Below are 23,852 nucleotides of genomic sequence, written 5' to 3'. Positions count from 1 at the left end.
CTTTTATCCTATTGATTAATAAATTGACGTATTTCAGCCATGACAACATCAGGATGTGTTCCTAGCATTTGCCTGGGTGATAAGGTGATATTCCAGCGCGATTTGCCTTTGGTGCCCCGCAGGTTGTGCAGCTGCGCCACGCATTGGCGTTCCGTTAGGTTTTGCTTTATCCAACTGAGCGTGGGCGAGATGGTTTTACTGCGCCCTTTGGCCATGGCTTTGGTCGTGGTATAGCCAGCTTGCTTTAAGGCCTTGGCGAGTTTTGAACTTGGCGGTCCATCATTTTTGCGTTTGTACATCCGAGCCATTTGAGCGGCTGTGCGTTGTTGCTTAAAGCCGGCGTGTTGTTGACGCGCGATAACGCCACGAAAGCGGGTTTTAAACCGAATGAGCACGCTGCCATCATTTTGCAAACGGTAGGTGAGGTGTTTGCCCATGCCTTCAAGTTTGCGGCCTTGTGGCTTTTTACGCTTACGTTTTGGGGCATGCCAAGGTTTACCCTCTGGGGTTAGGCGTTGCTTGGTGTGCTGACTGTTGGCTTTGACCGCCGCACGAGCTATGCGCCTATTAAGCTTCTTGCGTTGCTCACTGTTAAGGCTCATTAACTGCAGTTGTTCAATCAACTGGGCGGCTTGCACCTGGACATTAATCATCAGTGGTGCCCACCGTAATATCGATACTGTCTGCCACCCTGAATATCGGGGTCGTTAAGGTGTAGCGCTGACCATCAAAGTCGATTGAGCCGCTCGCATCACCGACCATGCTGATGAGCTCACAAAACATCACATCGATGTCAATATCAATGGTGTCGTCATCCACTTTTTCGGTGTCGATTAAGATTTGGCTTTCATCACTGCCAAGGCGGGTTCTTTCATTATCATGTTCAATAAGCCAGGCACTGACTTGGGCAAATAGGCTTGCGGTGTCGATGAGCTTAAACGGCACGTTCTCAATACGGATCGTCGTGGTGTACGTCATCCACCCAAGCTCTATGCCTGCGCCGGTATCTTTGGCGGCAAGCGCAATACTTGATGGCTGCATCCAGCTTTCAACCAGGTGGTGAAGGTTGCTGGGTAAGAACTGCAATACTGCGACGGTAATGGCCTTGTGCATGCGACCAATGCCTTGGTTATCACTGTGATGACTCATAGCAGTGTCACTCGAACGTCACTCACCTCGAGCAAACGGTTGATGTGTGAGTTCGCCTCGGCTTGCAACGAATCAACACTGTCCTCTTCTTGTTCATAGGCATTGTTGGCTTCTTTACGCTGCACCACGGATGAAAACTCGGGCAATAAAAGCGATTTAGCCTGGGCGAATACGGCGCTTACATACAGCGATGACGCCCAGCTCACGCCTTGGACATTCATCCCAGCAATGTCATTCGATGAGGTGAGGTTGTCGTGTTGGTATTGGGCTTGTTTGTGGCTTAGTGTGTGATTGATGTGCGTCGCACTGTTCATCAACGCTGAGATAATGTGCGACTCATCCAGTGAAGGCGGTAGTTTGCGACTATGGATAAAATCAGCCACGACTAAATCAGGCCAGAAGATATTGCTAATCACCGCTTTTGATAAGGTGTCTGATTTACCGTTAAACATGGCTTTGCTCGCACTGTTTTCAACAATTGGGTGCGGTCAAATCAGAGTGACAAGGCCAATAATCAACATTCAATGATGTGGTTTGCTTCTCTGACCGACCGCTTTTGGGGTTGTCGTTACTGCGCGGCTAAGGCTTTCAGCCGCATTTCAATTCGGTTTCGGTGGGTCTTAACCCCGATTTTGTAATGTTCCTGCTCTGCACGTACAAATAAGCTGTCTGCTAAGCGCAGTGTCTTTTCATCCACAATATGACTTGGCAACCCTGTTTCATGGGCTTTGCTGAGCACATACAGGCCAGCCAATTTGAAATACTTGGCGCAAAGCTGCTCTGGCAGTTTCCAATCCGTTAACAGGTGATTGAGGACAATGGCAAAATAAGGGTCGATATCGCGGCCTTGCTCAAATTGTTGGACAGCCCAAAGGTAAATGGCGTCTGCAGCAAAGGCGGCGAGGGAACGTTTAAAAGGGCTGATTTGACCTTGTTTGGTGGCAATGCCGGTATACGCTAAGGCCAACTCAAATTGCTCGGTATCAAATAGCCAGACGGTGCATTGCACCATCACGGCGTGATAATAGATTTTGCCAGACTGCAGATAACGCGTGACCTCAGGCAGATAGCGAGGCAGCAATACATCACGTTTGTGGGTTTGCTTATCCTCTTTGCGCGCTAAACATTTTAAGAAGTGCATATCCTCTTGAAATTGGGATGTGATGCTCACAGAGTCACATGGCTTTGCACTGTCAATCTTGAATGTTTGTTGGTTACGGTGATCTGCAGCTGGCGAAATCATAGGGGTTACTCGCTCTGGCTGTTTTGGGCAGCGATAAGCGCCACGTCAATGGTTGATAATGGTGTGACTTCTGCTGAAACGACTTCAGGTTTTGCTTTGGCGTTAGCCGCCTTTGGTTCTGCCTGACTAGCTTGTGGCGTCATGTTGTCGACATCGATAACACCTCGCTCAACATCTGCGCTTTTAAGTGCCGGAGGACGTGGACCGATAATCATCGCCGCTTCATCAATGGCCGCATACGCTTCTGACTCGGGCACCGCATAACCTTCATAGCGCCACAATGATGATTCGTGCTGCTTACGGTCTTCACTGTTTTCAGATTTACGGCGGCGACTGCCTTTTTGCGTATAAAGATGCAAGTTCTCAAGCAGTGTCACAACCACTCGCTTACTAGGGAAAAACGGCGGCGTGTAGGCTTTACGACCGGCAATGGTTTTACTTAATGATTGGGCAGCTTTGTGCTCAGTCGGTGTCGTTGCAGCATCAAGCAAGCGATGTTGCTCATATGACACCAAATCGGTACCGACCAGCACGACTAAGCGCGGGTCATTTTGAAACACCGGGTGAATATGGGTGTTGATCACGTCTTGCACTAAGCTATCAAGGTTTTTATAGGTGCCGTTACCCTCAACATCGAGATAAACCGGTGCAGTAATGATTTGGGTTGGCGCGGTGTTTTTTACATACTGGTGCCAACCAATGTTCACATCTTCACCCAATGGATTTTCATCAGGGTTCGTCACCGGCACAACGGAGGTGCCATTAAAGCCAATCTTTAGCATGTCCAATGCAAAGTTCTTATTGGCGTTTTCCGTCACCAGTCTAATGAACTCTTTATCAGAGCCACTATTCCCCCACGCCGCTAATACGGCCCAGGAATACACGCACAAGAGTCCGTTTCAACTAGGCTGTATTGCTTGCCATCCATGCCCACTTTTTTACGAAAACGTTCAATGGCGCGGCCAGTGAACAATTTACCTAAGCCGACATCGACCACTTGACCTTGTATTTGGTCAACATCACGGTGGGTGATGAGCCTTAGGAATGCGTCAGACTCTAAGATTTTCTTACGCAGCTTAATTTCCATCGGCTCCGTTAAGCTAAATTGCTTAGTGGGGTCGGTGATGCCATAAACTGTTTGCAACGCCGTGGTGAGGGCGCTGAGTTGTAGTTCAGTGCGTTTAGTCAGCATTACACCACATCCTCATATTTATCCACTGCTGTTAATCCAGCTGGGTTGGGTGTTTGTCCGGGAGGAACGCCGCTTAGCTGCAACAGCTTTGCATCAAGGGCTTCCATCTTGGTGGTTAACTGCTGCAATGCATCTTCACCTTGTTTTAACTGGGTGTTTTCAGTTTCAAGTACCGTGATTTTTGCTTGCAGCTGTGCGAGTTCATCGGGAGCAGTGAGTGTGGCAGAGGCGATGACGGCTTCTGTTGGTGTTAACGTACTGAGTTGTGTCAGTACGCTATCTAACTTCGTGTTGAGCTGGTTTAGCTCATTTTGGGTTTCTAGGTCGGGCATAGTCTCATCCACTTTAATCGGTTGTCTTTGAGGGTCGGTACTGAGCTGCTTGATGGCGTGAGCCATTCGGCTAAACACGCCTTCATGTTGTGTAGCCAAGGCGCTTAATTGAATTTCGTGAGAAGTGATCAGCAGTTTCTGTTGTTGATTATTGAGGTTATCGCTGAGTTGAATGCGGTCTAAGCCAAGGCATGCCGGTGCATCGGTGAGTGACGCGCCTTTGATATACGCTTTGCTTGAGCCAGCAAACTCGGCATCTATTTCAAGGGAGACATAGCAAAGTTGTTGGCGTTCATTGAGGCGCACCATGTCACTGTAAGGGCGTAACTTGGCATAAACAGACACCACGCCATCTGTCGCGGTTTCGGCTTTTAACTCAACAATGTCGCCCACTGGAACACGGTCATAGCTCCATTCGTATAAATGAACGGGATAAATACGAGCCTCATAAACATCAGGGCTATAAGCGGCGACGGCATCGAGTAGTAATTGTGGCTCAACCATGCGTTTATCAGCGGTGAGTCCTGATGTACAAACGCAGATCCAATCAGTGAGTAGTTTTGCCATGTGTGCGTGATCACGGTGGTTATTTTTGCCAAGGATAATCATGTTTATTTCGGCTGACACCTTGATAAATTCCGCGAGGTTCCGATTTTCAGGCTCTAGGACGGGATAGGAAGTTTAGTGCGTGGAGGGGGATAATTTGCCCCCTATCATGACGCCAATATCACTACCTGAACTCATGAAATGGCCTATAACGAAGAACTGCACCATGCCGCTAGGCGCTTATATTTAATGTGCCGAACACCGGATGAAATAGCCGATGAGTTGAGTGTGCCTCGACGCACTATTTACTCATGGGTCTCTAAGTTCAATTGGGCTGAGCAACTGCAGGAGTTTGGTCTATTAGAAAGTATTGATCGCCGTATTCAGTCACTGCTGACCGTTAATGATAAAAATAGCCTGCAGATGAAAGAGCTGGAGCTGTTGATTGACCGGCATATTAAATTGCTGGCAGCGCGTATAAAAATACAAGAAGCTAAAGAGATCAACGCGCCAAATGCATTCGCACAGCCACCTCATGAACCCCGCGAACGCTCGAAAAAGAAAGGCCGCACCCATAAGAATGATGTGAGTCATTTAACCGAGGCTGATTTTCAAAAAGGGCTAGACATGCTCTATCCCTTTCAGCGTTATGTGGTGGATAACCGTCATCAACGTATTCGCAATATCCTTAAATCACGCCAAATAGGGATGACGTTTACCTTGGCGTTTGAAGCCCTTATGGATGCCACGCTATCAGGCGATCCCTGTATATTCTTATCAGCCAGCCGTGCTCAAGCGGAAGTGTTTAAAACCTATATCGTGAAGTTAGCGTGGCAACTGTTTGAGATTGAGCTAAAAGGCAATCCGATAGAGCTGCACACCGCCAAAGGCAAGTCGGTCTTGCGCTTTTTAGGCACCAACTCGAATACCGCACATTCATACTCAGGGCATCTTTATACGGATGAATACTTTTGGATCCGCTCGTTTGAGAAGATTAAGAAAGTGTCGAGCGGCATTGCCACCCATAAACATTGGCGGTTGACGTACTTTTCAACCCCGTCCAGCGAAGAACATGAGGCCTATGGTTTTTGGACCGGTGATGATTGGAAAGGCACAGATCCCAAACGAAAACACATCGCGTTTCCAAGCATCGAGGATTATCGCGATGGTGGCCGATTATGCCCTGATGGGCAGTGGCGCTATGTCATTACGATTGAAGATGCGGTGGCACAAGGGTTTGATTTAGTCGATATAGAGACGCTTAAAAATGAGCGTAGCGAGTTGGAATACCAAAACCTGTTTATGTGTGTCTTTGTGAGCTCAAAAGATGCCATTTTTGAGTTTAAGAAAGTCATGCGCTGTATGACGGACAGCACCTTATGGCCAGATTTTAATGCGGCAGCATCTAGACCCTTTGCCGATAAAGAAGTGTGGATCGGGTATGACCCAAGTCGCACGAACGATCCCGCATCACTGGTGGTGGTCGCGCCGCCAACCACACCGAAAAAGCCGTTTAGATTATTGAAGCGCACCCGACTAAAAGGCATGAGCTACAAGTACCAGGCTGCAGAGATCATTAAGCTCTGCAGTGTGTATAACGTGCGTTATATCGGCATTGATACCACGGGCCTTGGTAGCGCGGTGTATGAAATTGTGTATGACAAATTCCCGACCATTACCCATGCCATTCATTACAACGTGGAAACGAAAAATGCCCTGGTATTTAAGATGGTCGATTTGGTCGATGAGAAACGTATTTTTTGGGATGCAGACTACAAGGATATTTCGCTGTCGTTTCTGGCCATTCGTCGCATTGTGACGCGCAGTGGTGGCAGCGTCACTTTTGCTGCGAACCGCACTAAAGATACAGGCCATGCCGATGATTTCTTTGCACTGGCACACGCCTGTATCAATGAACCCCTTAATAACGAAACTGAGCGAAAGAGCGAATGGAAAATTTACTAGTGAAAAATGATAGCAACGTCATGGCGCTTAGCTTTGGTGAGCCCGAATTACTGTTAAAAGATACCTGGCTAACAGATATGGCCGGTGTGACCATCAATGATGAATTTGGTTTTTATGAGCCGCCGATTGATCGGCAGCTGCTGTACCGCGCCGCTAATACCAATGCGTATTTAGGTGCGGTTCTTAATGGGCGCCGTAATATGGTGCTTAATGCCATTAAGACCACGGGGATATTGAATCGCTTTACGCTTGGCGCAGCGATTTACAATTATTTCCTATTTGGTGATATGGCGTTATTAAAAATCCGCAATAATGCCAGGCAAGTGGTGAGCGTTTGTCCGCTATCGACGCATTATTTACGCATTGATCCTGATGGTGGTTATCAATACCTGCAACAATCAGTGGACGGTGATATTTTCACTAAAAAGTACCGCGCTGAAGACGTGCTCTTTTTGCCGCAATACGACCCCGCACAGCAAGTCTATGGCATGGTGGATTGGATAGGCGGCTTACAATCGGCGATGCTCAACACGGATGCAACCATGTTTAAGCGCCGGTACTACAAGAACGGCGCGCACATGGGCTATATCCTTTATACCTCAGATCCAAAGCTGAGTGATCCGGACAAACAATCCATTGAAGATGCACTCGCTAGAAGCAAAGGCGCGGGTAACTTTAGGAACATGTTTATCAATATTCCAGACGGAAAAGAAAAGGGCATTCAGGTTATCCCTATTGGAGACTTTTCCAGTAAAGACCAGTTTGCAAGTGCAAAGAACATTTCAGCGCAAGACATCCTCACCGCTAATCGTTTTCCGGCAGGTATGGCAGGCATAATCCCCCAAGGCACCGCATCACTTGGTGACCCCATTAAGACTAATGAGGTTTACCAGCAAAACGAAGTCCTGCCTAAGGCTCTGGAAATTGTTGAGTTTATTAATACGGATGTGGAGTTGGCAAGGCTTGGAAAATTGAACGTCATGTAGGTTGTGCGGGGACAAGCTGCTTAATGTATAGAGCCCTCATTAAGAGGGCTCCAAGTCAATTAGCCAGCAGCTAACAACGAACTTAATTGGTTACCGGTACCAATAGTTCCCCCGCTTGTATTCTTTGTTTTGTTCGTTTTCGGATCGTAATAACCTAATGTTTTACCTTTAACATTCTTAATAGTTTGCCTTCCATTTTTATCTTGATAAACAGCCCCAATAGTTACGCCATGAGCATTCTTTAGCTTTTCCATAATCATCACCATATTTAGTAGAATAAACTCTGAATTTATCAGTATGACGATAGCAAGACTAATTTTCGGGGACTTTACAAAAACCATATGAGATGGCTAACTTAAAAAACGCGACTCATGAGTCATTAGATTGTTAAGTGGCTTTGCCTTCTAGTTTAAAATAAACCAAGTTGTTTGATGATTTTAGCTTTTTCGGTTTGGTCTAATCGTTGAATCATGTTGACTAATAAATCAGACGTTTGCTGTAGGCTTGGGTTCAAGGTTTTCTCATATGACCAGGATGCCACAAATGAATGACTGCATTTAGGGTTGGTGCAAATACAGTAAAATTTGGCGTAGCCTGGCATTGCATCTTTTGTGCTTTGAATGATTGATTTACTGCCGCATACATTACAGGTTATACGCATTCACTGTCCTTTCTAAAAGAATTCAAACTCATGATCATCTTCATCTAGCTGATGTTCGAACCACAACTGACCCTCTCTGAGCCACCAAACTTTACCCCTGTCAGTCAATATTCCTGAGCCGTTGGCGATTTGGTCTAATGTATGGGGATGCGTTACCCCGTTAGAGGCTAATTCTCTAAAGTTATCCTCTGAAATTTGATGTCTCGGGCGGCTTGAAATGGCGCCTGTACAGTTATTCCTACAAGTCCAAGGTAGATCATGAGCGACAGGCAAAGGCGACAAGCCTGAGTGTTGCGGCTGCTTCCACCTTGGCATTTTTTTCTTAAGCTCTTTCTTGCTCATGCGCTCATTTTCTGGCATTTGACGTGCATCAAAAAAGAACAAAGCTCGACGTTTCTTAAGGGCTTGGTAAGCGTCTTTCTCAGTGTCGGAGGCACCTCGTAATGTCCATTTTTCTCCGCGCGTGATGATGTTTCGATGTTGCCCGAACGCTATCCCGTCAAGCCCTTGCACCCGCTTGACCACTTCGCCGTACTCATTACCACATTCGGTAATGTCATAGCTCAGCGTTAGCTTTGCGGTTTTCATTGCAGCTTCAAAGCCTTTCCAATCCGATGCGCACGCAGCAGATTTAGCGGCTTCTATTTCAGGAGATTGTGGACCAACCTTGATACGTCTTAACTCGCGCCACACTTGTACGGAGGAGGTGCCATAGAATTGAAATTGACGTAGGTGATATCGGCTGGCCCAGGCTCTCGCGAATTTTGCGCCCTCAGAAACCTCAACGTTGGCTTCTAAATCCAATTCACCTTGCATGAACTCACCTTCAATGTTTTTTGACAGGTACTTAATGACGTAACCCACAGCACCTCGCTTATCGATAGGCTTTATGTCTAATCGTTTTTCCTTTGCGCCTTTTTCATGGCCATCAACTTGGAAAGCATATCTGGTCACCAATTTTTTGAAGGTTTCCTCATGCTCAGGCTGAATAAACGTGCACATGTGCCAGTGTGGCGTTCCGTCCTTATGAGGCTCAGCGACACGAATGCCAGGAATGTTAATCCCTCGGTAATCCAAAGCCGAACGGAGTTTGGCGAACTGTTTGACCAGGTATTCTTGCGCGACTTTATAATTGGTCATGTTCCACTTGTATGAGTTAGCGTGGTACTTGCTTGGACAGGTAATGGTGATCATAAAACCAATCATTCCGGCGTCCTTAGCCATTTCCTCAACACCACGGGCACGAACAACGAGTTCAACTAAACGATTTGATGGGTTGGCATTACCCGCCATAGCGGCCTCAACTAACGGCAAGACCACACCTTCATCATTTTCAATCATGGTGTCTTCTAGCCACTTCATGGCGCTTTTTTGTTGCTGAATAAATTCTTGAAGTGTTTCCTCGCTGACGTATGGGCGCGAGTCAGATACCAATCCCGCTGCAACGTTCATGTGCTCACAGCACAAGTCACGCATTCTGTTTAATTGTTTTCCCCACCATTTGGGACAGGTCATGCGCAGAAGTCCGCATTCAGCGGCTGCTAAAACGTGGTCTCGTTTTACTGCAGATAGGTACGGAGGAATGATGTCCCATTGTTCACAAAGTGTGGCTGCAGCAAAGTAGGCGGTGAAGCGTCTATCTTCCCCGTCTTTCTCCTTCGTCTCTAATGCAGCTTGCATGACGTTGTAGGCAATTCTATTTGCCACAGCCGTCATACGTTTACTTTTACGCTGGCGTAGCAGTTCATAACCTAAAAATGGTGAATCGATATTTTGTTCTGCATCGGCTTTATAGTTTTTATCATCGCGGTCCACACCCATAATGATGCTGGCGAATGACACGTCACTTGCAGGCATAAGCTTTCGGGGAGCCTTAAACTTGATGGCGGACTTAATCTCTTCTTCGTCGTCGTTTTCATCACCACGAACAGGTTGCAGATATGGCAGTTTGTAGAACGGATAACTTTTCCACACGAATAGCATTTGTTGCAGTCTTTTACTGATTAAAAGGAGGGCGTTATCGCGCCCCTCTCTTTTTTCATCTGTGTAAAAATCTTTCATGAGGCTATTGCGGATACGATGAGGCAACGGCGCGATAAGCTCTCTAATAATAGGGAGCTCAACGGCTCTTTTAGGGCGGTTGAAAATTGGCTCGTACAGTGCTTCTATGTCTACTGGCGGCGAGGGGTTAACGGCTTCGTCTTCCCATAAATCGACCGCCCAAAGATTAGGCTTTAATCCTGTCCTGACGGGTAGATTATCAGGCATAGGGGAAGGCAAGTTGACTAACCTGTAGGGCTTTTTAGGGCGAGAAACTAACAACTGGGCATTAATCATATAAGCGAATTAATACCCAGTTGAATAGTGATAGTGAAGCGGTTCAAGGTGCAGAGGCATAGCGTGCGGCCGCTTCAATGGTTCTGCGAATGCCTTTGGCGAAGTTGATCAAACCTTTACCGGCAGCTTGAGCGTAAAGACAATCAAGCGCGCCGCGTGCAGCAGCCATGTTGAATGCAGAGTCAGTGGAACGCTCTGTACGGTAAATGGCCATTGCGTAGCGCAACGCAAGCTTATGATGGCGGTAGTGTTTTAGAAGATGATTAAATTCAGGGTTTTTCATATCGACCGCTCTCTTTTGTAACCGTCACAGCCTTTGCACTTAGAGTTGTTCACACAGCGAATAACAATATCGCCACGTTGATTTGCACAACCAAAATCCTCAAGGTCATCCGCAACAGCTTCAGTTAAGCCTCGCTTTTTTAGAGAGACTTTGAGATATGTTGTCTTAAACCCCTCTGGATCATTCAGTGCCAACCATTGACGCATTTGTAATTGCGTCATGTTGTCGAGTTTTATCGTTGAGTTATTCATTCAGGCATGTCCTCGACATCAATACTTGCCAGCCTTTAATCAATTGTTTTCGCTCACTCTTCCACTTTTTTCTGTGTGGTTTACTCGCCTTCATTAACACATAGCCTAGCGGTCCAGTTGACTCGAATTCGCCATGCAGATCGCTCATTACGTATAGGTGCCACTCCTCATTTTCCACTTTAGTTAACACCACTGAATTCGATTCACGGTTCAGTCCGTTCAGCATTTCACTGACCGAAAAGCCACAATAAACAGCCTCACTTTTAATTAAGTTATTCATCAGAATGGGCACTTATCGTTATTGATCGCGGCCATTGTCAAAATAACTTCACGCGCTAATTGACAATCTTCAAGCGCACGATGACGTGTAGATGGGAGTTCAATACCCATTTGCTTAGCTGCATTGTCGAGTGAATGCCATTTGTATTCACCATAGGCGTTGTTCCAATCTCCCCTGAATTGGGCATAATTCAACATGGCGCAGTGCCAACGATTCGTATTATCTGAATGCTGCCGTATGCATGGGACTAATTGACATTCAACGGTGAATGGCATGGTGATATGCAGTGTTGATAGCAATAGCCTTAAATCGAATGAAGCATTCCAAGCAACAATTTCACGCCCGAGAGTGGTCTCTAAAAGATCTATTAATACAAGATTAAATTCAGGTGCGTTTTCAACCATGTCATTAGTGATCCCGTGTATAGCAATAACTTCATCAGGGATTGGTGTAGTGGGCTTAACTAAGGTGTTCATAATTATGTTGCCAGTGGCTAACTCAATAGCAGCAATTTCGACAACCTCACAACCCCATTCAAGACCTGTCGTTTCGGTATCAAGAATGATGGCGTTTTGGGCTATCCATTTTTTGGCTATTTCAGCGGCATAGATGCTTTCGACATTACTTTCATAGGTAGTCATGATGGCTCTCCAACTCGTGGGCTGTTAATGACATAAGGAGCCTGAACTGCCTCTCTCAATTTCTTTATTAAGGCGTGTTCTTTTTCAGTTGCCGCCAATAACTTAGCGCTGATGCATGACGGGCAAGCGGCTAAACACGTTTCCTCCAATGCTTCGCACCCGTACCAGCCTTCTTTACCAGCTAAATCGATAATTTCATTAGTACTGCATCGCTTCTTAGCTAAAATAACGAGTTCCGATCCACACTTAGAGCAGCTGATGATGAAAGCGGCATGCGCTTTAATTTCTGTTACTTTGATTGGGACGAGTTTCATGATTGCAGCTCCATGCGGCTGAGCAGTAATTTATTCGCTTTATTGATAATGGTTTGCAGTGCTTTCTTACGAGAAGTATGGCTTGGTTGGCCCCTACTGTTTAACTCTTCGAGGGCACTTGTTGCTGCACACAGCGCGCTTTGCGGGTTACGCCTTAGCTCACACTCGAGCGTTACTTTGCAGTCGTCAACTGAGGTGTTAATACAAGTCAGATAGGAAACGCTTTTATTATCATTCATAATTTTTCTCCGGTTAATTCTGAAACGCTGATACCAAGGCTTTTAGCTTCTTTGATGAGTGCTATTCTTCGGCGGCAAGCCAATTGATGACGAATAGCTTCATTTGGCTTATCTCTAAGTTTTGCTTTTGGCCGTGGAGGATAGTTACTGACTGAGTTCAGAAGATTCATGCTGGATCCCTTAGCGGGATACGCAGCTTAGATTCGGCGTCTAGCGCAAAGGTATTCGCGCGTTCCTGATTGAATTCACCAATCTCACTTGAATCGATATACTGAGCAACGCCCCATCCGTCATGATTGTCAGGCGTGTACGTGACACAAACTTGTTTAACGGGAAAGTTAACATTCCAGCGTGGACTGGATACTGTGACAATACCGTGGGTAACTAAGAATAATTTAGCCATGGCTTAACTCCTCAGTTCGAAATGCAGCGCATCTTGCAAGCCGATTGCTTCTAGCAAATCAAGGCATAAGATACGTAACGTATTATCTTTGAGAACATCCTTAGCAACGCGGGATAGTCCGTATGCCATACCACTGTAATAATCGGAGCGGTTATTACATTTGTTTAACGATGCAGCGTTACGCTGATAGACATCGGCCATTAACCGCCGCATATCGATGTGCTGTTGATTGGTTAAATCGAATTCCCACTTGATTGTAGGAATGAATGCAGAGTTGCAAGCAGGTTGTTCAACTGCTAAGATCTCGTTTGTCATATTTATAGTTCCTAAAGTTATGAATTGATGCGCCATTTCAGTTACAGCTGAAGTGGCTTTTTTACGCCTGTGTTTTAGTGTTTCTCTTGGGTTTGTGGCTGAACTGTTCACGACTCAACATCCCCCCGCCAAAAACGTGATTAATTTCACCCAGTGCAATGATTGATAGTCTTATTTCTTCGCGTTCGTCATAGCTCATCTCGTCTATTGACTTCGAGATATACAAACTTGGTTTGAGCTTTGCGCCAAACAAGATCATGGCTTTTTGTTGTTCGGTAAGTCGGTCATATAAACTGGCTACATGACTACGACCTATTAACTCTCTAACTTCGTTAAACTCTCTAAGCTCTTTCTTTTTGGTTAACGCATCTACTGTATTCATGATGCATTACTCCGAATACCCGTATGTATTCCCCATAACGCTGTAGGTTTCTGGTGTTCATAAACTTCTTCGGCCAATTTGATTAAACCGAGCAAGTTCACGTACCGATTGCCACGTACAACAGGTTGATAAACAGGAATTGAATGGTTATCCATTAGTGTTGTTACTGCTCTCAGTTCGACCCCCATCATTTCTGCGTATTTTTCTGGGGTAACAAATGGCGAGAAATCAGGGCTGTATGCGGGATTACTCATCACATTCTCCATAGCGCGACGGCCAGATTGTTTGCGGGGTAACTTCGATATGCTTAGCAATGATCTTCTCACCAAATCTATAGCGACGAACCAATGTCGTTCTTAGCGTTGTTGGTGCAATTCTGTACATGCGAGCTAGACCAGCAAGGGTGATCCCTTTCTTTTCTAGTGCCGCTTTAATGTCCGCGTTGTGCCAGTCCATGGTTATGCCTAATAGTTGGATTTAACAATATGATAAATCCAACATGTAGGATTTTCAACTTAAAACTACCATCATTTTGGATTTAATATTTACATTGTTGTTTCTAAAGGTTTTTCTTTAATTTATTTCTGTTAAATGAGGGCGTAAATCTTGGTTTATGGACAGATTAAGCTATAGTCGTCCAACTACTTGGTAATTTTAGAGAAGAATCATGGCTTTAAAAGATGATGTTTTGGCAAGAGTTGGAACGCTGGTTGGCAGTAGGTCTTTAAAAAAAGCTGCTATTGATTGGGATATCCCGCAATCGACACTGCACACTATGATTAATGATCGACGAGAACCCAAATTACATAATTTAGAGCTGATCTGCAAAAATGAAGGTGTGTCAATTGAATGGTTAATGACTGGAGCTAAGTCATCATTAGTGAAAGTTCCTGAATATGACTTACGTGCTAGTGCGGGGCATGGTTGCTTTGTTATTGCTGAAAATCCTATTGCTGAGTTTTCGTTTTCTCAAGATTGGCTAGTAAAGCAAGGTCTCAGTAAGGCTAATCTGTGTGTTGTTTCTGTTTGCGGCGATTCAATGGAACCAACATTAATAGATGAGGATTTAATGCTGGTTAAATTAATTGATGATCCTAGCCAAGGGCGTGATGGTATTTGTGTAATACGTATTGATGATGAAATTATGGTTAAGCGTATTCAATTTGATTTTATTCAAAACGGATATCATGTATCTAGCGATAACACAGCTTATAAATCTTTCTTTGTTGGTTCGGATTTTGATAGTCGATTTACAGTTGTAGGTAGGCTGGTCAGAGTGCTGCAACGAGCGAAGCAACCTATTTAGGTTTAATGGGTATTCGTAATGACTATAACAAAGCAAGAGAAAGGCTACCTTGTTGATATTCGCCCATCTGGGAGAAATGGTAAGCGTTATCGGCGTACGTTTTCAACTAAAACAGAAGCTACAAAATATGAAAAGTTTGTACTTTCTCAGCATCACAATAGAGAATGGTTAGATACACCAACCGATAGGCGTCCATTAACTGAGCTTGTTGAGCTATGGTTTCAATTTCATGGTAAAAGCTTGAAAGATGGAGAAGCTACTCGGGAAAAATTACTCGCTTCGTGCAAGGCCATGGGGGATCTCAAAGTATATCAAGTTACCAAAAATCAATTTTCGCAATACCGAGCTGTGCGACTGGAGAAGGTAACGTCAACAACTATTAATTTAGAGTTAAAAAGATTGCAAGGGGTGTTTAGTGCGCTAATTAAGGTTAATGAATTTGTTGGCGTTCATCCACTTAAAGGGCTGCCAATGGCTAAGACTCAAATCAGGGAGCTGTCATTTCTGAGGAAAGAGCAGATCGATCATCTTCTCGGTTTGCTTACTGGTGATATGCTAACGATTGTAAAAATTTGCCTCAGCACTGGCGCTCGGTGGAGTGAGGCTCAAAACTTATCATCAAGCCATGTCATGTGCGATCGAATTAATTTCGTGAACACTAAAGGGGGTGGAAATAGAACTGTCCCTATTTCCGATACTCTACGACAATCTATCCCCAACAAGTCAGGTGCATTATTCTCTCGCTGCTACAATGACTTTATGATTATTTTAAAATCATCAGGCATTGAGTTACCTAAAGGACAAGCCAGCCATGTATTGCGGCATACCTTTGCGAGTTTCTTTGTGATGAACGGTGGGAACATTCTGACACTGCAAAAAATACTAGGTCATGTAAACATTCAAATGACTATGCGGTACGCTCATTTGGCACCAGAACACCTGTTTGAGGCTGTCAGACTTAACCCTCTTTCTCCCAGTTCACGATCCACATTTTGACCACGTTAGTTTGTTTGGGATTGATTTACATTGATTAGGATTGATGATCCGCTAATTGCTGTCGTTTTCTTACGTGTTGTTTTTAAAGATAAATACATGATAATCAAACGCTTACCTGCAAGGGTTGAAATTATATCAAAGGAGCCTATGGCTCCTTTTTTGTGTCTGATTATAACTGTTCCCAACCTTTCACCACAGATACACAAGCATATGGGTGATGTTTTTAAAGCGTGTGAAGTGCTTAAGACCTTGGAAGTCTGAGCACTTATGCTTATTGCTTCGGTGGATTGAAAAAGGCTGTGTGTTCGCGCTTCAGTAGATCAACAAGTCGTCCATAACATACTTGTATTAATATTATCTCTGTTTGTGAATACTCTCTACTCACAGCCATTAATATTGGAGTTAATAACAACCGCTGTAGAAATAGAACAATGCATATTTCAGTCTTAATTGTAATAAGTTCGGTTACAGTTTGATACCTGGGCTAATAAAAGGTTGCTAATGTTTTTTCTGTTTTGTGATTACCAATGGCTAGTAACTTATATTTCAATTTGTATCGCACTGATGTCATTTTATTGTAATTCATTATTTATTTAAGTATTAACTTGTACACTCTATCTAATTGTAAATAGTGGGCTTATTCTCTACCTGGTTGTTTGTTGAGCAGTTGATTAACTCTATTTGTATCAATTGTTTTCATTAACGTTATTTAAATGTGAATGCTGTTGACTTAATTGTGTATTTTTAACATTATTAATTCAGAAGGTTATTTCCTTTGCGCGATTTCAAAAAATAATGATTTTAAAATATAACAATAATTATTATCACATTAACAACTTGCTAATTAAGCAATTAATAATAATGATGAGGGAGAATATATGAACTCTTTGACCTTAACAGCCAAAGCCGTACGTAATAGCGTTATTGCAGTAGCTGCATCAACAGTAGCATTTTCAGGATTAGCCTTTGCGGAAGAACAGGGTGATGGCGCTAAAGTAGAACGAATTTCAGTAACGGGTTCGCGTATTAAACGTGCTGATATGGAAACATCCAGTCCAGTAACAATTATCGATGCGTCTGCAATCATAGCCTCTGGCGCAACTTCTATTGACGATGTATTGCAAAATATGACAGTGTCCGGCGGTGCGATGACCAATGCTGCTGTTAATAATGGCTCTCGTGGTAATGCACGAGTTAATTTACGTGGACTAGGGTCACAACGTACTTTGGTATTGGTTAACGGACGACGTATGATTGCATCGGGTACAGGGGCGGCTTCCTCTGTCGATTTAAACACCATTCCAGTCTCTATGATCCAGCGTATTGAAGTCTTGAAAGATGGCGCTTCAGCGGTATATGGCACTGACGCTATTGCAGGTGTGGTAAACGTGATTTTGAAGCGAGACTTTGAAGGTTTCGAGATGAACGTTCAAACAGGTCTCTCTGGTCATGGTGATGCAGATGAATCAAGCGTGGATTTCACTATAGGCAATACCTTTGATAAAGGTAATGTGGTTATCAATGCACAGTACACTACGCGTGGTGAAGCAAGCCAAGCCGATCGCAATTTTTCTGAATGTCCAATTACTGAAACTTCAGATGGTAGTGACATCTATTGTGGTGGTAGTTCTTATGCTCAAGGTGGGCACATTTGGGGTGATTCACAGCACTTGATGACAAAAAGTGGAACAGATGAGGACGGTAAACCTATAATAATTAATGGTGACTTTGGCTATTATGGACAGTACGTTCAAAGGCTTAACGAAGATGGAAGTGTTTGGCTTGATCAAGATGGCAAGTCTAATGATGCTTATTATCAAAGTTGGAATGCTATCACGAGTGCCGACTCTCGTTATTATAATGCGAGCATAGATCCCACATTTGGCGATAGGCAAGTTGCAGATCTTAGTGGACGTGGTGGCGAATACCATGATTTTACCAACGAGGATAAGTACAACTATTCAAAGGATAGCTATCTATTTACGCCAATGGAGCGTTTGAACCTGTCATTCTCTGGTACTTACGAGTTGTCTGATTCAATTCTGTTTTTCTCTGAAGCTATGTATTCTAAGCGGTGGTCTGAGCAACAAATGGCGCCCCAACCAATTTGGAATGATGATGCTTGGGCATATGATTCATCTTGGATGACAGACGAATTAGTCGGTCTGGTACAAGAAGGTGAGAAATTAAATTACGGTCGCCGTGTGGTTGAATCTGGTACACGTAACTTTTCTCAGGTAGTCGATACAGTGCGTCTTGTTGTCGGCCTAGAGGGAGAGTTCGATAATGGCTGGACTTGGGACGCTTCCTACAACAAGGGCAAGAATGATTCAGTCGATACATTAGCCAATCTGCACAACCTTGGTTCTATCAATGATGCCGTATTAGCACAAGAGTTTGATCCATTTAATCAAGAATCTTGGACTGGTGAGAGTATGGAACCTTTTATCTATACTGAGATTAACAGTGGTGGTAGTGAGTTAGATGTTATGGCAGCCTCCCTTTCTGGTGACGTTATGGAATTGCCTGCAGGTGTGCTTGGTTTTGCAGCGGGCTACGAGTACCGAAAAGAGTCGGCACATTTCACACCGGACTCGTTAACTTCACAGGGACTAGCTAATGACCCGCGTGTTGAAGCGACAGGTGGCTCTTTTGATGTGAATGAAATCTATGCAGAATTGGCCATACCATTACTAAGCGATCTGCCATTGGCGCAGCAAGTCGACTTAAGTGCTGCTATTCGATATTTCGATTACAGTACATTTGGTTCTGACAACACTTGGAAGCTTGGTTTAACTTGGCGTGTCATTGATGATCTAATGATCCGTGGTGTGAAGTCTACGGCATTTCGAGCTCCCACGGTTGATGAATTATACGGCGGTAAATCACCATCATTCGATCAAATTAAGCATGCTGCGACAGAACAAAGTCAAGCAGAGGTGACTGTCGGTGGTAACCCTGACTTAACCCCAGAAGAAGCTGATATCACAACGCTTGGTTTAGTGTATTCGCCAAGTTTCGTTGAAGGTCTGTCTCTGACGCTTGATTATTATAATATTGAAATTACGAACACCATTACAGCTGTAGATTCAAACTACATTGCTAATCAATGTATGGATGCTAGTGGTAGCAAGATTAATACTGATACGGCGCTTTGTCAGTCAGCTAATATAGCAATTGACGGTACGGGTCGGATCTCATTTGATAACGGTTTACAGAACTTAGGCCAAACAAATACCGCGGGTTATGATATCAATGTAGCTTATGTTTTTGAAGGTTTAGGTTTAGACTGGAAAGCTGGTCTAGATACGTCAATCGTTGATAAGTTTGAAGAGTTTGACCAAGACGGTGTTGCCGTAGATTATCTAGGGTTTATCACCAGTGGCTCAGGTTCATATGCAAAGTTGAAGACTAACTTTAACTTGACTGCGACAGGTGATAGTTGGAGTGCAAGATACGAAGCACGTTATATCGACGGTATGGACTCATTTTCTTGTAAGGATGATCCATCAGAATGCTATGCACCAAGTGTAGACAGCGTTGTATACCATGACTTATCGGCAAATTATGATGTCACTAACACTGTTAGTCTCTCTGGTGGTGTGAATAATATTTTTGATGAAGAGCCTCCATATTACTCAGGTAACAACGACTCAAACACAGATCCATATACCTATGATGTTCTAGGTCGTTATTTCTTTGTAAGAGCTAGCGTTAAGTTTTAACTCTAATTTATTAGTTTTATGACGAACAAAAAACCTCCTACTGTCGGAGGTTTTTTGTTTATCGATTAAAATAGACTTGGAATTAACCATCATGCTTGTGGTAATTAATTCGATAAGTTGATTTAGTGATTAAGCCTAAGCTCTTGCCTGTGTTGATGTTCATACTTATCTGCGCAACTGGTGCATCTCTGCTCTAGCAGGTCTTTGGCTAATCTTTCTGGCTCAATTTCATTTTCGCAATCAGAACACAAGCCATAAAGACCAATATCTAGCTGACAAAATGCGGCATCAAGTTGAGTGAGCCTCATAAATAGTGGCTTATTACATAACTTTGCTTGAGTTAATATCTCAATAATGTCACAGAGACTGGCTTGTTCATTATCGAGTAAAAGTCGATTTCTAATGGCAAGCTCACCTGTCTCTTTTCTGAGATGGCTTTCAAGCTTCGACAGTTCATGTCTAATGTGGGTTCTGCGCACGGGAATATGCCTAAGTTATGTTGCTAACGGACATTAAGTCTAAACAGGTGGTGACGGATAGTTATGACTGAGATCAAATCTCAGTCATATTTACGTTATTTATATTCACTATCAGGGTAGTGAGTTAATGATTAGCTTCACTTCTTAGTAGCGCTAAAATATCTTGGGTTTGCTTCATGACTCGCACTTGGGCAAACAGAGCATCGGCTTCGGGATAGGCTTTTACCATAAATTTGAGCCACTGCTTAATTCTTGCAGGGTAGTACTTCTCTTTTACGCTAACAACCTCGTAATGAGAATATTGTAGTAGTAATTGCATCACTTCGTTCCAAGGCATTATGGCTTGATCTGTCTTGATGACATGAGCCAAGTTTGGTACTGCTAAAGCGCCTCGGCCTATCATGACGTCATCACAGCCACTGGTTGCCCTACATTTTAGGTAGTCTTGATGTGACCATACCTCACCATTGGCAATGACTGGGATGGATATCGATTCACGTATTAAATTGATATATTCCCAATGAGCTGGAGGTCGATAACCCTCCTCTTTGGTTCTGGCATGAACCGTAAGTTCAGTGGCTCCAGCAGATTCAATTGCTTGTGCTATTTCAACACAGCGGCTTTTATCATCCCAGCCTAATCTAATTTTTGCTGAAACTGGGTGAGTTAAAGGTACAGCATCTCTTACTGCTTTGGTGACTTTGTGGATGATTTCTGGCTTTTTAAGTAACGCAGCGCCCCCATTGCTTCTGTTTACCATGGGAGCTGGACAACCATAATTTAGATCAACCCCTTGGGAGCCCAATTCGATCGCTCTTACCGCATTTTCTGCCATCCAATTAGGGTGTTGACCCAAAAGTTGCAACCTTACGGGAGTGCCAGCCTTCGTTTTACTGCCATACGCTAATTCGGCACATAGGCGATAAAACACTTTTTCAGGTAAAAGTTGATCAACAACACGAATAAATTCACTGATCACAAGATCATAACCACCTACGCTGGTGAGTAATGAGCGCATGGGGTCATCGGCAACGCCTTCCATTGGAGCAAGTATTACGCGCATTTATATATTTCTTATCTTAAATAGCTGAGATGGGGAAGACTAAATGATGAAGCATAGAGTTTGGCTCCCAGTAATCGTTATTTTACCTTAAGGCGTTAGGGGATACAAAAACTATACTCATTGAAGTGTTACGCCTTTGTTGCTAGGGTTGCGATATGGATCTGTATGGTGCGTAAATATGATCATTATAGGAAAAATGAAATAAAATTAAAGCGTGTCGGGTCTATTAATGCAAGCCAGCTGACAACAATGTCGTTGGCAACAAAAACAACTTAAATTAATACGGAAGGAAATTATTATGAATTTAGTTAAAAAAACTGTTGTTGCTGCTGCTTTAGGTACTGTTGTTGTCGGTTCTGCATTTGCCGCTCAAGCACAAGTTAATCCATTTGGATATAGCCAAATGGAGTCTGGTTATCAACTTGTTGATGGCGAAGGCAAGTGTGGCGGTGATATGAAGAAGGGTAAAGAGGGCAAGTGTGGTGAAGGTAAATGCGGCGGCGACATGAAGAAGGCCAAAGAGGGCAAGTGTGGTGAAGGTAAATGCGGCGGCGACATGAAGAAGGCCAAAGAGGGCAAGTGTGGCGAAGGTAAATGTGGTGGCGACATGAAGAAAGCCAAAGAGGGCAAGTGTGGTGAAGGTAAATGTGGTGGCGATAAGAAAGCTAAAGAAGGTAAATGTGGTGGTGATAAGTAATCTAGCCTTGGATTAGATTAACATTGCTATATGAGCTTATGCGGTTGATGTAGATGCTCCATCGCAAAGTTAAGCAAAAAAATTAAGGCCAGTTTTGCTGGTCTTAATTGTTTTTGCACTTAATACCAAGTTTTAGATTTGAAACATGAATGATTAGGAGAGGGCATGAGTGAGCATGTAAAAGTTGGACTCGGTCTTAGACGAGAGATGCTCGATGAATTTTGTCAGGCTTCTCCTGCGGAGATAAATTTTTTTGAAGTCGCACCTGAAAACTGGATGACGTTAGGAGGCAAATATGGTCGCCAGTTTAAACAGCTAACGGAACAACATGAGTTTTTTTGTCATGGTTTGTCACTTTCTATTGGTGGCCCATCAGAACTTGATGTGCAGTTTGTGAAGAATATTAAATCCTTTATGGATGAGCATAACATTTCGGTCTATTCCGAACATTTAAGTTACTGCTCTGGGAGCGGACATATGTACGATTTGATGCCGATCCCTTTTACCGAAGAGGCTGTTCATTACGTTGCAAAGCGTGTTAAGCAGGTTGAGGATATTTTAGAAAGGTCGTTAATTCTCGAAAATGTTTCTTTTTATGCTGCACCTGGCGCACAGATGTCTGAAGTCGAGTTTGTCACTGCAGTCTTAAATGAAGCAAATTGCAAGATGTTACTCGATGTGAATAATATCTATGTAAATTCAGTTAATCATCATTATGATGCAAGCCAGTTTTTGCGAGCGATGCCAACAGAGCGGATCAAGTACTTGCACATCGCTGGCCACTATGAAGAGGATAAAGATCTAATAGTTGATACACATGGTGCAGACGTTGTTTCACCTGTATGGGATCTGCTGGCCGAATGTTATGCCGTTCATGGCGTTTTTCCTACGTTATTAGAGCGAGATTTTAATATTCCAGAGACTCAGATTTTACTTAAAGAGATCAATAAAATTTCTCAATACCAACAAACTACGATAGGCGCTATTTCTAGGAGGGCATGATGAGTTTTCTGCAGATCCAACAATCTTTTATTGATCATATTAAACGGCCTTCATCAACGTTGCCTACAGGGACTGATGCTCGAAGAATGAAAGTGTACCGGGAGTTGTTCTTTAATAATGTGGAAGGTTTTATCTCCAGTGCCTTTCCAGTATTAAAGAGCTTATACATCAAAGATAATTGGTTGGTTTTAGTACAAACATTTTTTGCTGAACATGACAGTCAAACACCAATATTTATCGAGATAGCGCAAGAATTTTTGGTTTTTTTACAAACCGAATATGAATTTAAATCAAGTGATCCAGCTTTTATGTTAGAACTGGCGCATTATGAATATATGGAGTTAGTTGTTGCAGTAGCAAAAGACAATCCACAACACAAAAAGATAGAAGTACCTATCGTCAATCAAGCATTATGTTTGTCCGATACAGCAAAGGTGTTGCAGTACTCATTTGACGTGCAACATATTAGTGATGAATATCGACCTGAAACAGCGAGTGGTTCACCGCAATTTTTTTGCCTCTATCGAGATGATGAAGATGAAGTAATATTTTTACAGTTAACGCCTTTATCAGGCCAATTGTTGGGGTTCTTGTCTCAATATAAAGCTGTTAATTTCGATGATTTAAAAGGCTGGTTGGTGAGCGTCTATTCTAATATGGATGAAAACGCTCTAGCGCAAGGCGCTTTGCAGTTGTTAGAGGATCTTGCTGCTAAGGGCGTGGTGAAACATTTACCTACCCTTAATTTAAACATGCCGTAGTCTAGCTATTGAGTGACAAACAAAGGTACTAAACTGTCTTCCTATATGTTCAGCTTCACACTATAATGAATGGATAAATAAATTGATCTAGATCAATAAAGCGTATAAATATTGTTGTGAGGAAGTCATGAGCGAGCCGTTTAAAGATGCATTTAACATATACTACCTAATTGGTTTTATTCTGGTTTTATTAATACCAACCTTGCCAGCGACATTGTCGTGGTTAAAAGTTGCTGGTGTGCTCTAATTATCAGTAGCTTGGGTATATACTAGCCACTCTTTAGAGTGGTTTTTTTGTGTATAT

Annotated in this window: 30 protein-coding genes and 1 pseudogene; 8 read left to right on the top strand and 23 right to left on the bottom strand. The window is 43.5% G+C overall.

Features of this window, described 5'->3' with window-relative positions; all coding sequences use genetic code 11:
- Positions 1–8: 8 nt before the first annotated feature.
- From HWQ47_RS16680 to HWQ47_RS16655, 6 genes and pseudogenes are all read right to left on the bottom strand, one after another.
- Entirely contained in the window at positions 9–653 is a 645-nt protein-coding gene (locus HWQ47_RS16680; protein ID WP_269967188.1) for a hypothetical protein, read from the bottom strand.
- Positions 646–1,149, bottom strand: coding sequence for a phage tail protein (locus tag HWQ47_RS16675; RefSeq protein WP_269967187.1), 504 nt, complete (start codon positions 1,147–1,149; stop codon positions 646–648). The genes HWQ47_RS16680 and HWQ47_RS16675 overlap by 8 nt, the downstream gene beginning before the upstream one ends.
- Positions 1,146–1,601, bottom strand: coding sequence for a head completion/stabilization protein (locus HWQ47_RS16670; RefSeq protein WP_269967186.1), 456 nt, complete (start codon positions 1,599–1,601; stop codon positions 1,146–1,148). The genes HWQ47_RS16675 and HWQ47_RS16670 overlap by 4 nt, the downstream gene beginning before the upstream one ends.
- Positions 1,602–1,717: 116 nt before the next feature.
- Positions 1,718–2,392, bottom strand: coding sequence for a phage terminase small subunit (gene gpM, locus HWQ47_RS16665; RefSeq protein WP_269967185.1), 675 nt, complete (start codon positions 2,390–2,392; stop codon positions 1,718–1,720).
- Positions 2,393–2,397: 5 nt separating this feature from the next.
- Positions 2,398–3,584 (bottom strand): annotated as a pseudogene (locus HWQ47_RS16660) (phage major capsid protein, P2 family).
- Entirely contained in the window at positions 3,584–4,543 is a 960-nt protein-coding gene (locus tag HWQ47_RS16655; RefSeq protein WP_269967184.1) for a GPO family capsid scaffolding protein, read from the bottom strand. Before HWQ47_RS16655 ends, HWQ47_RS16660 begins: the two are co-directional and overlap by 1 nt.
- Before the next feature lie 120 nt (positions 4,544–4,663).
- On the opposite strand from HWQ47_RS16655, the gene HWQ47_RS16650 reads away from it, so the two are divergent.
- Positions 4,664–6,427, top strand: coding sequence for a terminase large subunit domain-containing protein (locus tag HWQ47_RS16650; RefSeq protein WP_269967183.1), 1,764 nt, complete (start codon positions 4,664–4,666; stop codon positions 6,425–6,427).
- Positions 6,412–7,413: a phage portal protein gene (locus HWQ47_RS16645; RefSeq protein ID WP_269967182.1), complete on the top strand. Its 1,002-nt coding sequence runs from the start codon at positions 6,412–6,414 to the stop codon at positions 7,411–7,413. Before HWQ47_RS16650 ends, HWQ47_RS16645 begins: the two co-directional genes overlap by 16 nt.
- Before the next feature lie 59 nt (positions 7,414–7,472).
- Here the strand turns inward: HWQ47_RS16645 and HWQ47_RS16640 are convergent, their stop codons facing one another.
- The 15 genes from HWQ47_RS16640 to HWQ47_RS16570 all read right to left on the bottom strand — a co-directional run bounded on the left by HWQ47_RS16640 (position 7,473) and on the right by HWQ47_RS16570 (position 13,975).
- Positions 7,473–7,667 (bottom strand): hypothetical protein, encoded by a 195-nt coding sequence (locus HWQ47_RS16640; protein WP_269967181.1) that lies wholly within the window; start codon positions 7,665–7,667, stop codon positions 7,473–7,475.
- Positions 7,668–7,822: 155 nt separating this feature from the next.
- Complete coding sequence (locus HWQ47_RS16635) at positions 7,823–8,074, bottom strand: ogr/Delta-like zinc finger family protein (protein WP_269967180.1); 252 nt, start codon at positions 8,072–8,074, stop codon at positions 7,823–7,825.
- Between the two features lie 12 nt (positions 8,075–8,086).
- Positions 8,087–10,354 carry a replication endonuclease gene (locus HWQ47_RS16630; protein ID WP_269967179.1) on the bottom strand — a complete coding sequence of 756 codons (2,268 nt, stop codon included), beginning with the start codon at positions 10,352–10,354 and terminating at the stop codon, positions 8,087–8,089.
- A 100-nt stretch (positions 10,355–10,454) separates the two neighbouring features.
- Positions 10,455–10,694 carry a hypothetical protein gene (locus tag HWQ47_RS16625; protein ID WP_269967178.1) on the bottom strand — a complete coding sequence of 80 codons (240 nt, stop codon included), beginning with the start codon at positions 10,692–10,694 and terminating at the stop codon, positions 10,455–10,457.
- Complete coding sequence (locus HWQ47_RS16620) at positions 10,691–10,945, bottom strand: hypothetical protein (RefSeq protein ID WP_269967177.1); 255 nt, start codon at positions 10,943–10,945, stop codon at positions 10,691–10,693. The genes HWQ47_RS16625 and HWQ47_RS16620 overlap by 4 nt, the downstream gene beginning before the upstream one ends.
- Positions 10,938–11,225 carry a hypothetical protein gene (locus HWQ47_RS16615; RefSeq protein WP_269967176.1) on the bottom strand — a complete coding sequence of 96 codons (288 nt, stop codon included), beginning with the start codon at positions 11,223–11,225 and terminating at the stop codon, positions 10,938–10,940. Before HWQ47_RS16615 ends, HWQ47_RS16620 begins: the two co-directional genes overlap by 8 nt.
- Positions 11,225–11,866: a 3'-5' exonuclease gene (locus tag HWQ47_RS16610; RefSeq protein ID WP_269967175.1), complete on the bottom strand. Its 642-nt coding sequence runs from the start codon at positions 11,864–11,866 to the stop codon at positions 11,225–11,227. The genes HWQ47_RS16615 and HWQ47_RS16610 overlap by 1 nt, the downstream gene beginning before the upstream one ends.
- Positions 11,863–12,180: a hypothetical protein gene (locus tag HWQ47_RS16605; RefSeq protein WP_269967174.1), complete on the bottom strand. Its 318-nt coding sequence runs from the start codon at positions 12,178–12,180 to the stop codon at positions 11,863–11,865. Before HWQ47_RS16605 ends, HWQ47_RS16610 begins: the two co-directional genes overlap by 4 nt.
- Entirely contained in the window at positions 12,177–12,419 is a 243-nt protein-coding gene (locus tag HWQ47_RS16600) for a hypothetical protein (RefSeq protein WP_269967173.1), read from the bottom strand. The genes HWQ47_RS16605 and HWQ47_RS16600 overlap by 4 nt, the downstream gene beginning before the upstream one ends.
- Positions 12,416–12,589 (bottom strand): hypothetical protein, encoded by a 174-nt coding sequence (locus tag HWQ47_RS16595; RefSeq protein ID WP_269967172.1) that lies wholly within the window; start codon positions 12,587–12,589, stop codon positions 12,416–12,418. Before HWQ47_RS16595 ends, HWQ47_RS16600 begins: the two co-directional genes overlap by 4 nt.
- Positions 12,586–12,822 (bottom strand): hypothetical protein, encoded by a 237-nt coding sequence (locus HWQ47_RS16590; RefSeq protein WP_269967171.1) that lies wholly within the window; start codon positions 12,820–12,822, stop codon positions 12,586–12,588. Before HWQ47_RS16590 ends, HWQ47_RS16595 begins: the two co-directional genes overlap by 4 nt.
- A gap of 3 nt (positions 12,823–12,825) precedes the next feature.
- A complete protein-coding gene (locus HWQ47_RS16585; protein ID WP_269967170.1) occupies positions 12,826–13,137 on the bottom strand; it encodes a hypothetical protein in 312 nt (103 codons plus the stop codon).
- Between the two features lie 61 nt (positions 13,138–13,198).
- Entirely contained in the window at positions 13,199–13,519 is a 321-nt protein-coding gene (locus HWQ47_RS16580) for a hypothetical protein (protein ID WP_269967169.1), read from the bottom strand.
- Positions 13,516–13,773, bottom strand: a complete 258-nt coding sequence (locus HWQ47_RS16575; protein ID WP_269967168.1) for a hypothetical protein — start codon at positions 13,771–13,773, stop codon at positions 13,516–13,518. Before HWQ47_RS16575 ends, HWQ47_RS16580 begins: the two co-directional genes overlap by 4 nt.
- Positions 13,766–13,975, bottom strand: coding sequence for a helix-turn-helix domain-containing protein (locus tag HWQ47_RS16570; RefSeq protein WP_269967167.1), 210 nt, complete (start codon positions 13,973–13,975; stop codon positions 13,766–13,768). The genes HWQ47_RS16575 and HWQ47_RS16570 overlap by 8 nt, the downstream gene beginning before the upstream one ends.
- 211 nt (positions 13,976–14,186) lie before the next feature.
- Here HWQ47_RS16570 and HWQ47_RS16565 point away from each other — a divergent pair, with 211 nt between their 5' ends.
- From HWQ47_RS16565 to HWQ47_RS16555, 3 genes are all read left to right on the top strand, one after another.
- Positions 14,187–14,825 (top strand): S24 family peptidase, encoded by a 639-nt coding sequence (locus HWQ47_RS16565; protein WP_269967166.1) that lies wholly within the window; start codon positions 14,187–14,189, stop codon positions 14,823–14,825.
- 18 nt (positions 14,826–14,843) lie between these two features.
- A complete protein-coding gene (locus HWQ47_RS16560; protein ID WP_269967165.1) occupies positions 14,844–15,821 on the top strand; it encodes a phage integrase in 978 nt (325 codons plus the stop codon).
- 878 nt (positions 15,822–16,699) lie between these two features.
- Positions 16,700–19,546, top strand: a complete 2,847-nt coding sequence (locus tag HWQ47_RS16555; protein WP_269967164.1) for a TonB-dependent receptor domain-containing protein — start codon at positions 16,700–16,702, stop codon at positions 19,544–19,546.
- Positions 19,547–19,668: 122 nt separating this feature from the next.
- Here HWQ47_RS16555 and HWQ47_RS16550 read toward each other — a convergent pair whose 3' ends face one another.
- Positions 19,669–20,025: a TraR/DksA C4-type zinc finger protein gene (locus HWQ47_RS16550; protein WP_269967163.1), complete on the bottom strand. Its 357-nt coding sequence runs from the start codon at positions 20,023–20,025 to the stop codon at positions 19,669–19,671.
- 124 nt (positions 20,026–20,149) lie between these two features.
- The gene (dusC, locus tag HWQ47_RS16545; protein ID WP_269967162.1) at positions 20,150–21,088 is read right to left on the bottom strand and encodes a tRNA dihydrouridine(16) synthase DusC; all 939 of its coding nucleotides are present in this window, start codon (positions 21,086–21,088) and stop codon (positions 20,150–20,152) included.
- Positions 21,089–21,386: 298 nt separating this feature from the next.
- Between dusC and HWQ47_RS16540 the strand changes: the two genes are divergently transcribed.
- The 3 genes from HWQ47_RS16540 to HWQ47_RS16530 all read left to right on the top strand — a co-directional run bounded on the left by HWQ47_RS16540 (position 21,387) and on the right by HWQ47_RS16530 (position 23,548).
- On the top strand, positions 21,387–21,785 hold the full coding sequence (locus HWQ47_RS16540) for an HvfA family oxazolone/thioamide-modified RiPP metallophore (protein ID WP_269967161.1): 399 nt from the start codon (positions 21,387–21,389) through the stop codon (positions 21,783–21,785).
- A gap of 165 nt (positions 21,786–21,950) precedes the next feature.
- Positions 21,951–22,787 carry an HvfB family MNIO-type RiPP peptide maturase gene (locus HWQ47_RS16535; protein WP_269967160.1) on the top strand — a complete coding sequence of 279 codons (837 nt, stop codon included), beginning with the start codon at positions 21,951–21,953 and terminating at the stop codon, positions 22,785–22,787.
- A complete protein-coding gene (locus tag HWQ47_RS16530) occupies positions 22,787–23,548 on the top strand; it encodes an HvfC family RiPP maturation protein (protein ID WP_269971774.1) in 762 nt (253 codons plus the stop codon). Before HWQ47_RS16535 ends, HWQ47_RS16530 begins: the two co-directional genes overlap by 1 nt.
- The last annotated feature ends 304 nt before the right edge of the window (positions 23,549–23,852 follow it).

The organism is Shewanella sp. MTB7 (assembly GCF_027571385.1).
Lineage (GTDB): Bacteria > Pseudomonadota > Gammaproteobacteria > Enterobacterales > Shewanellaceae > Shewanella.
This window is presented reverse-complemented; position numbering and strand designations above follow the sequence as displayed.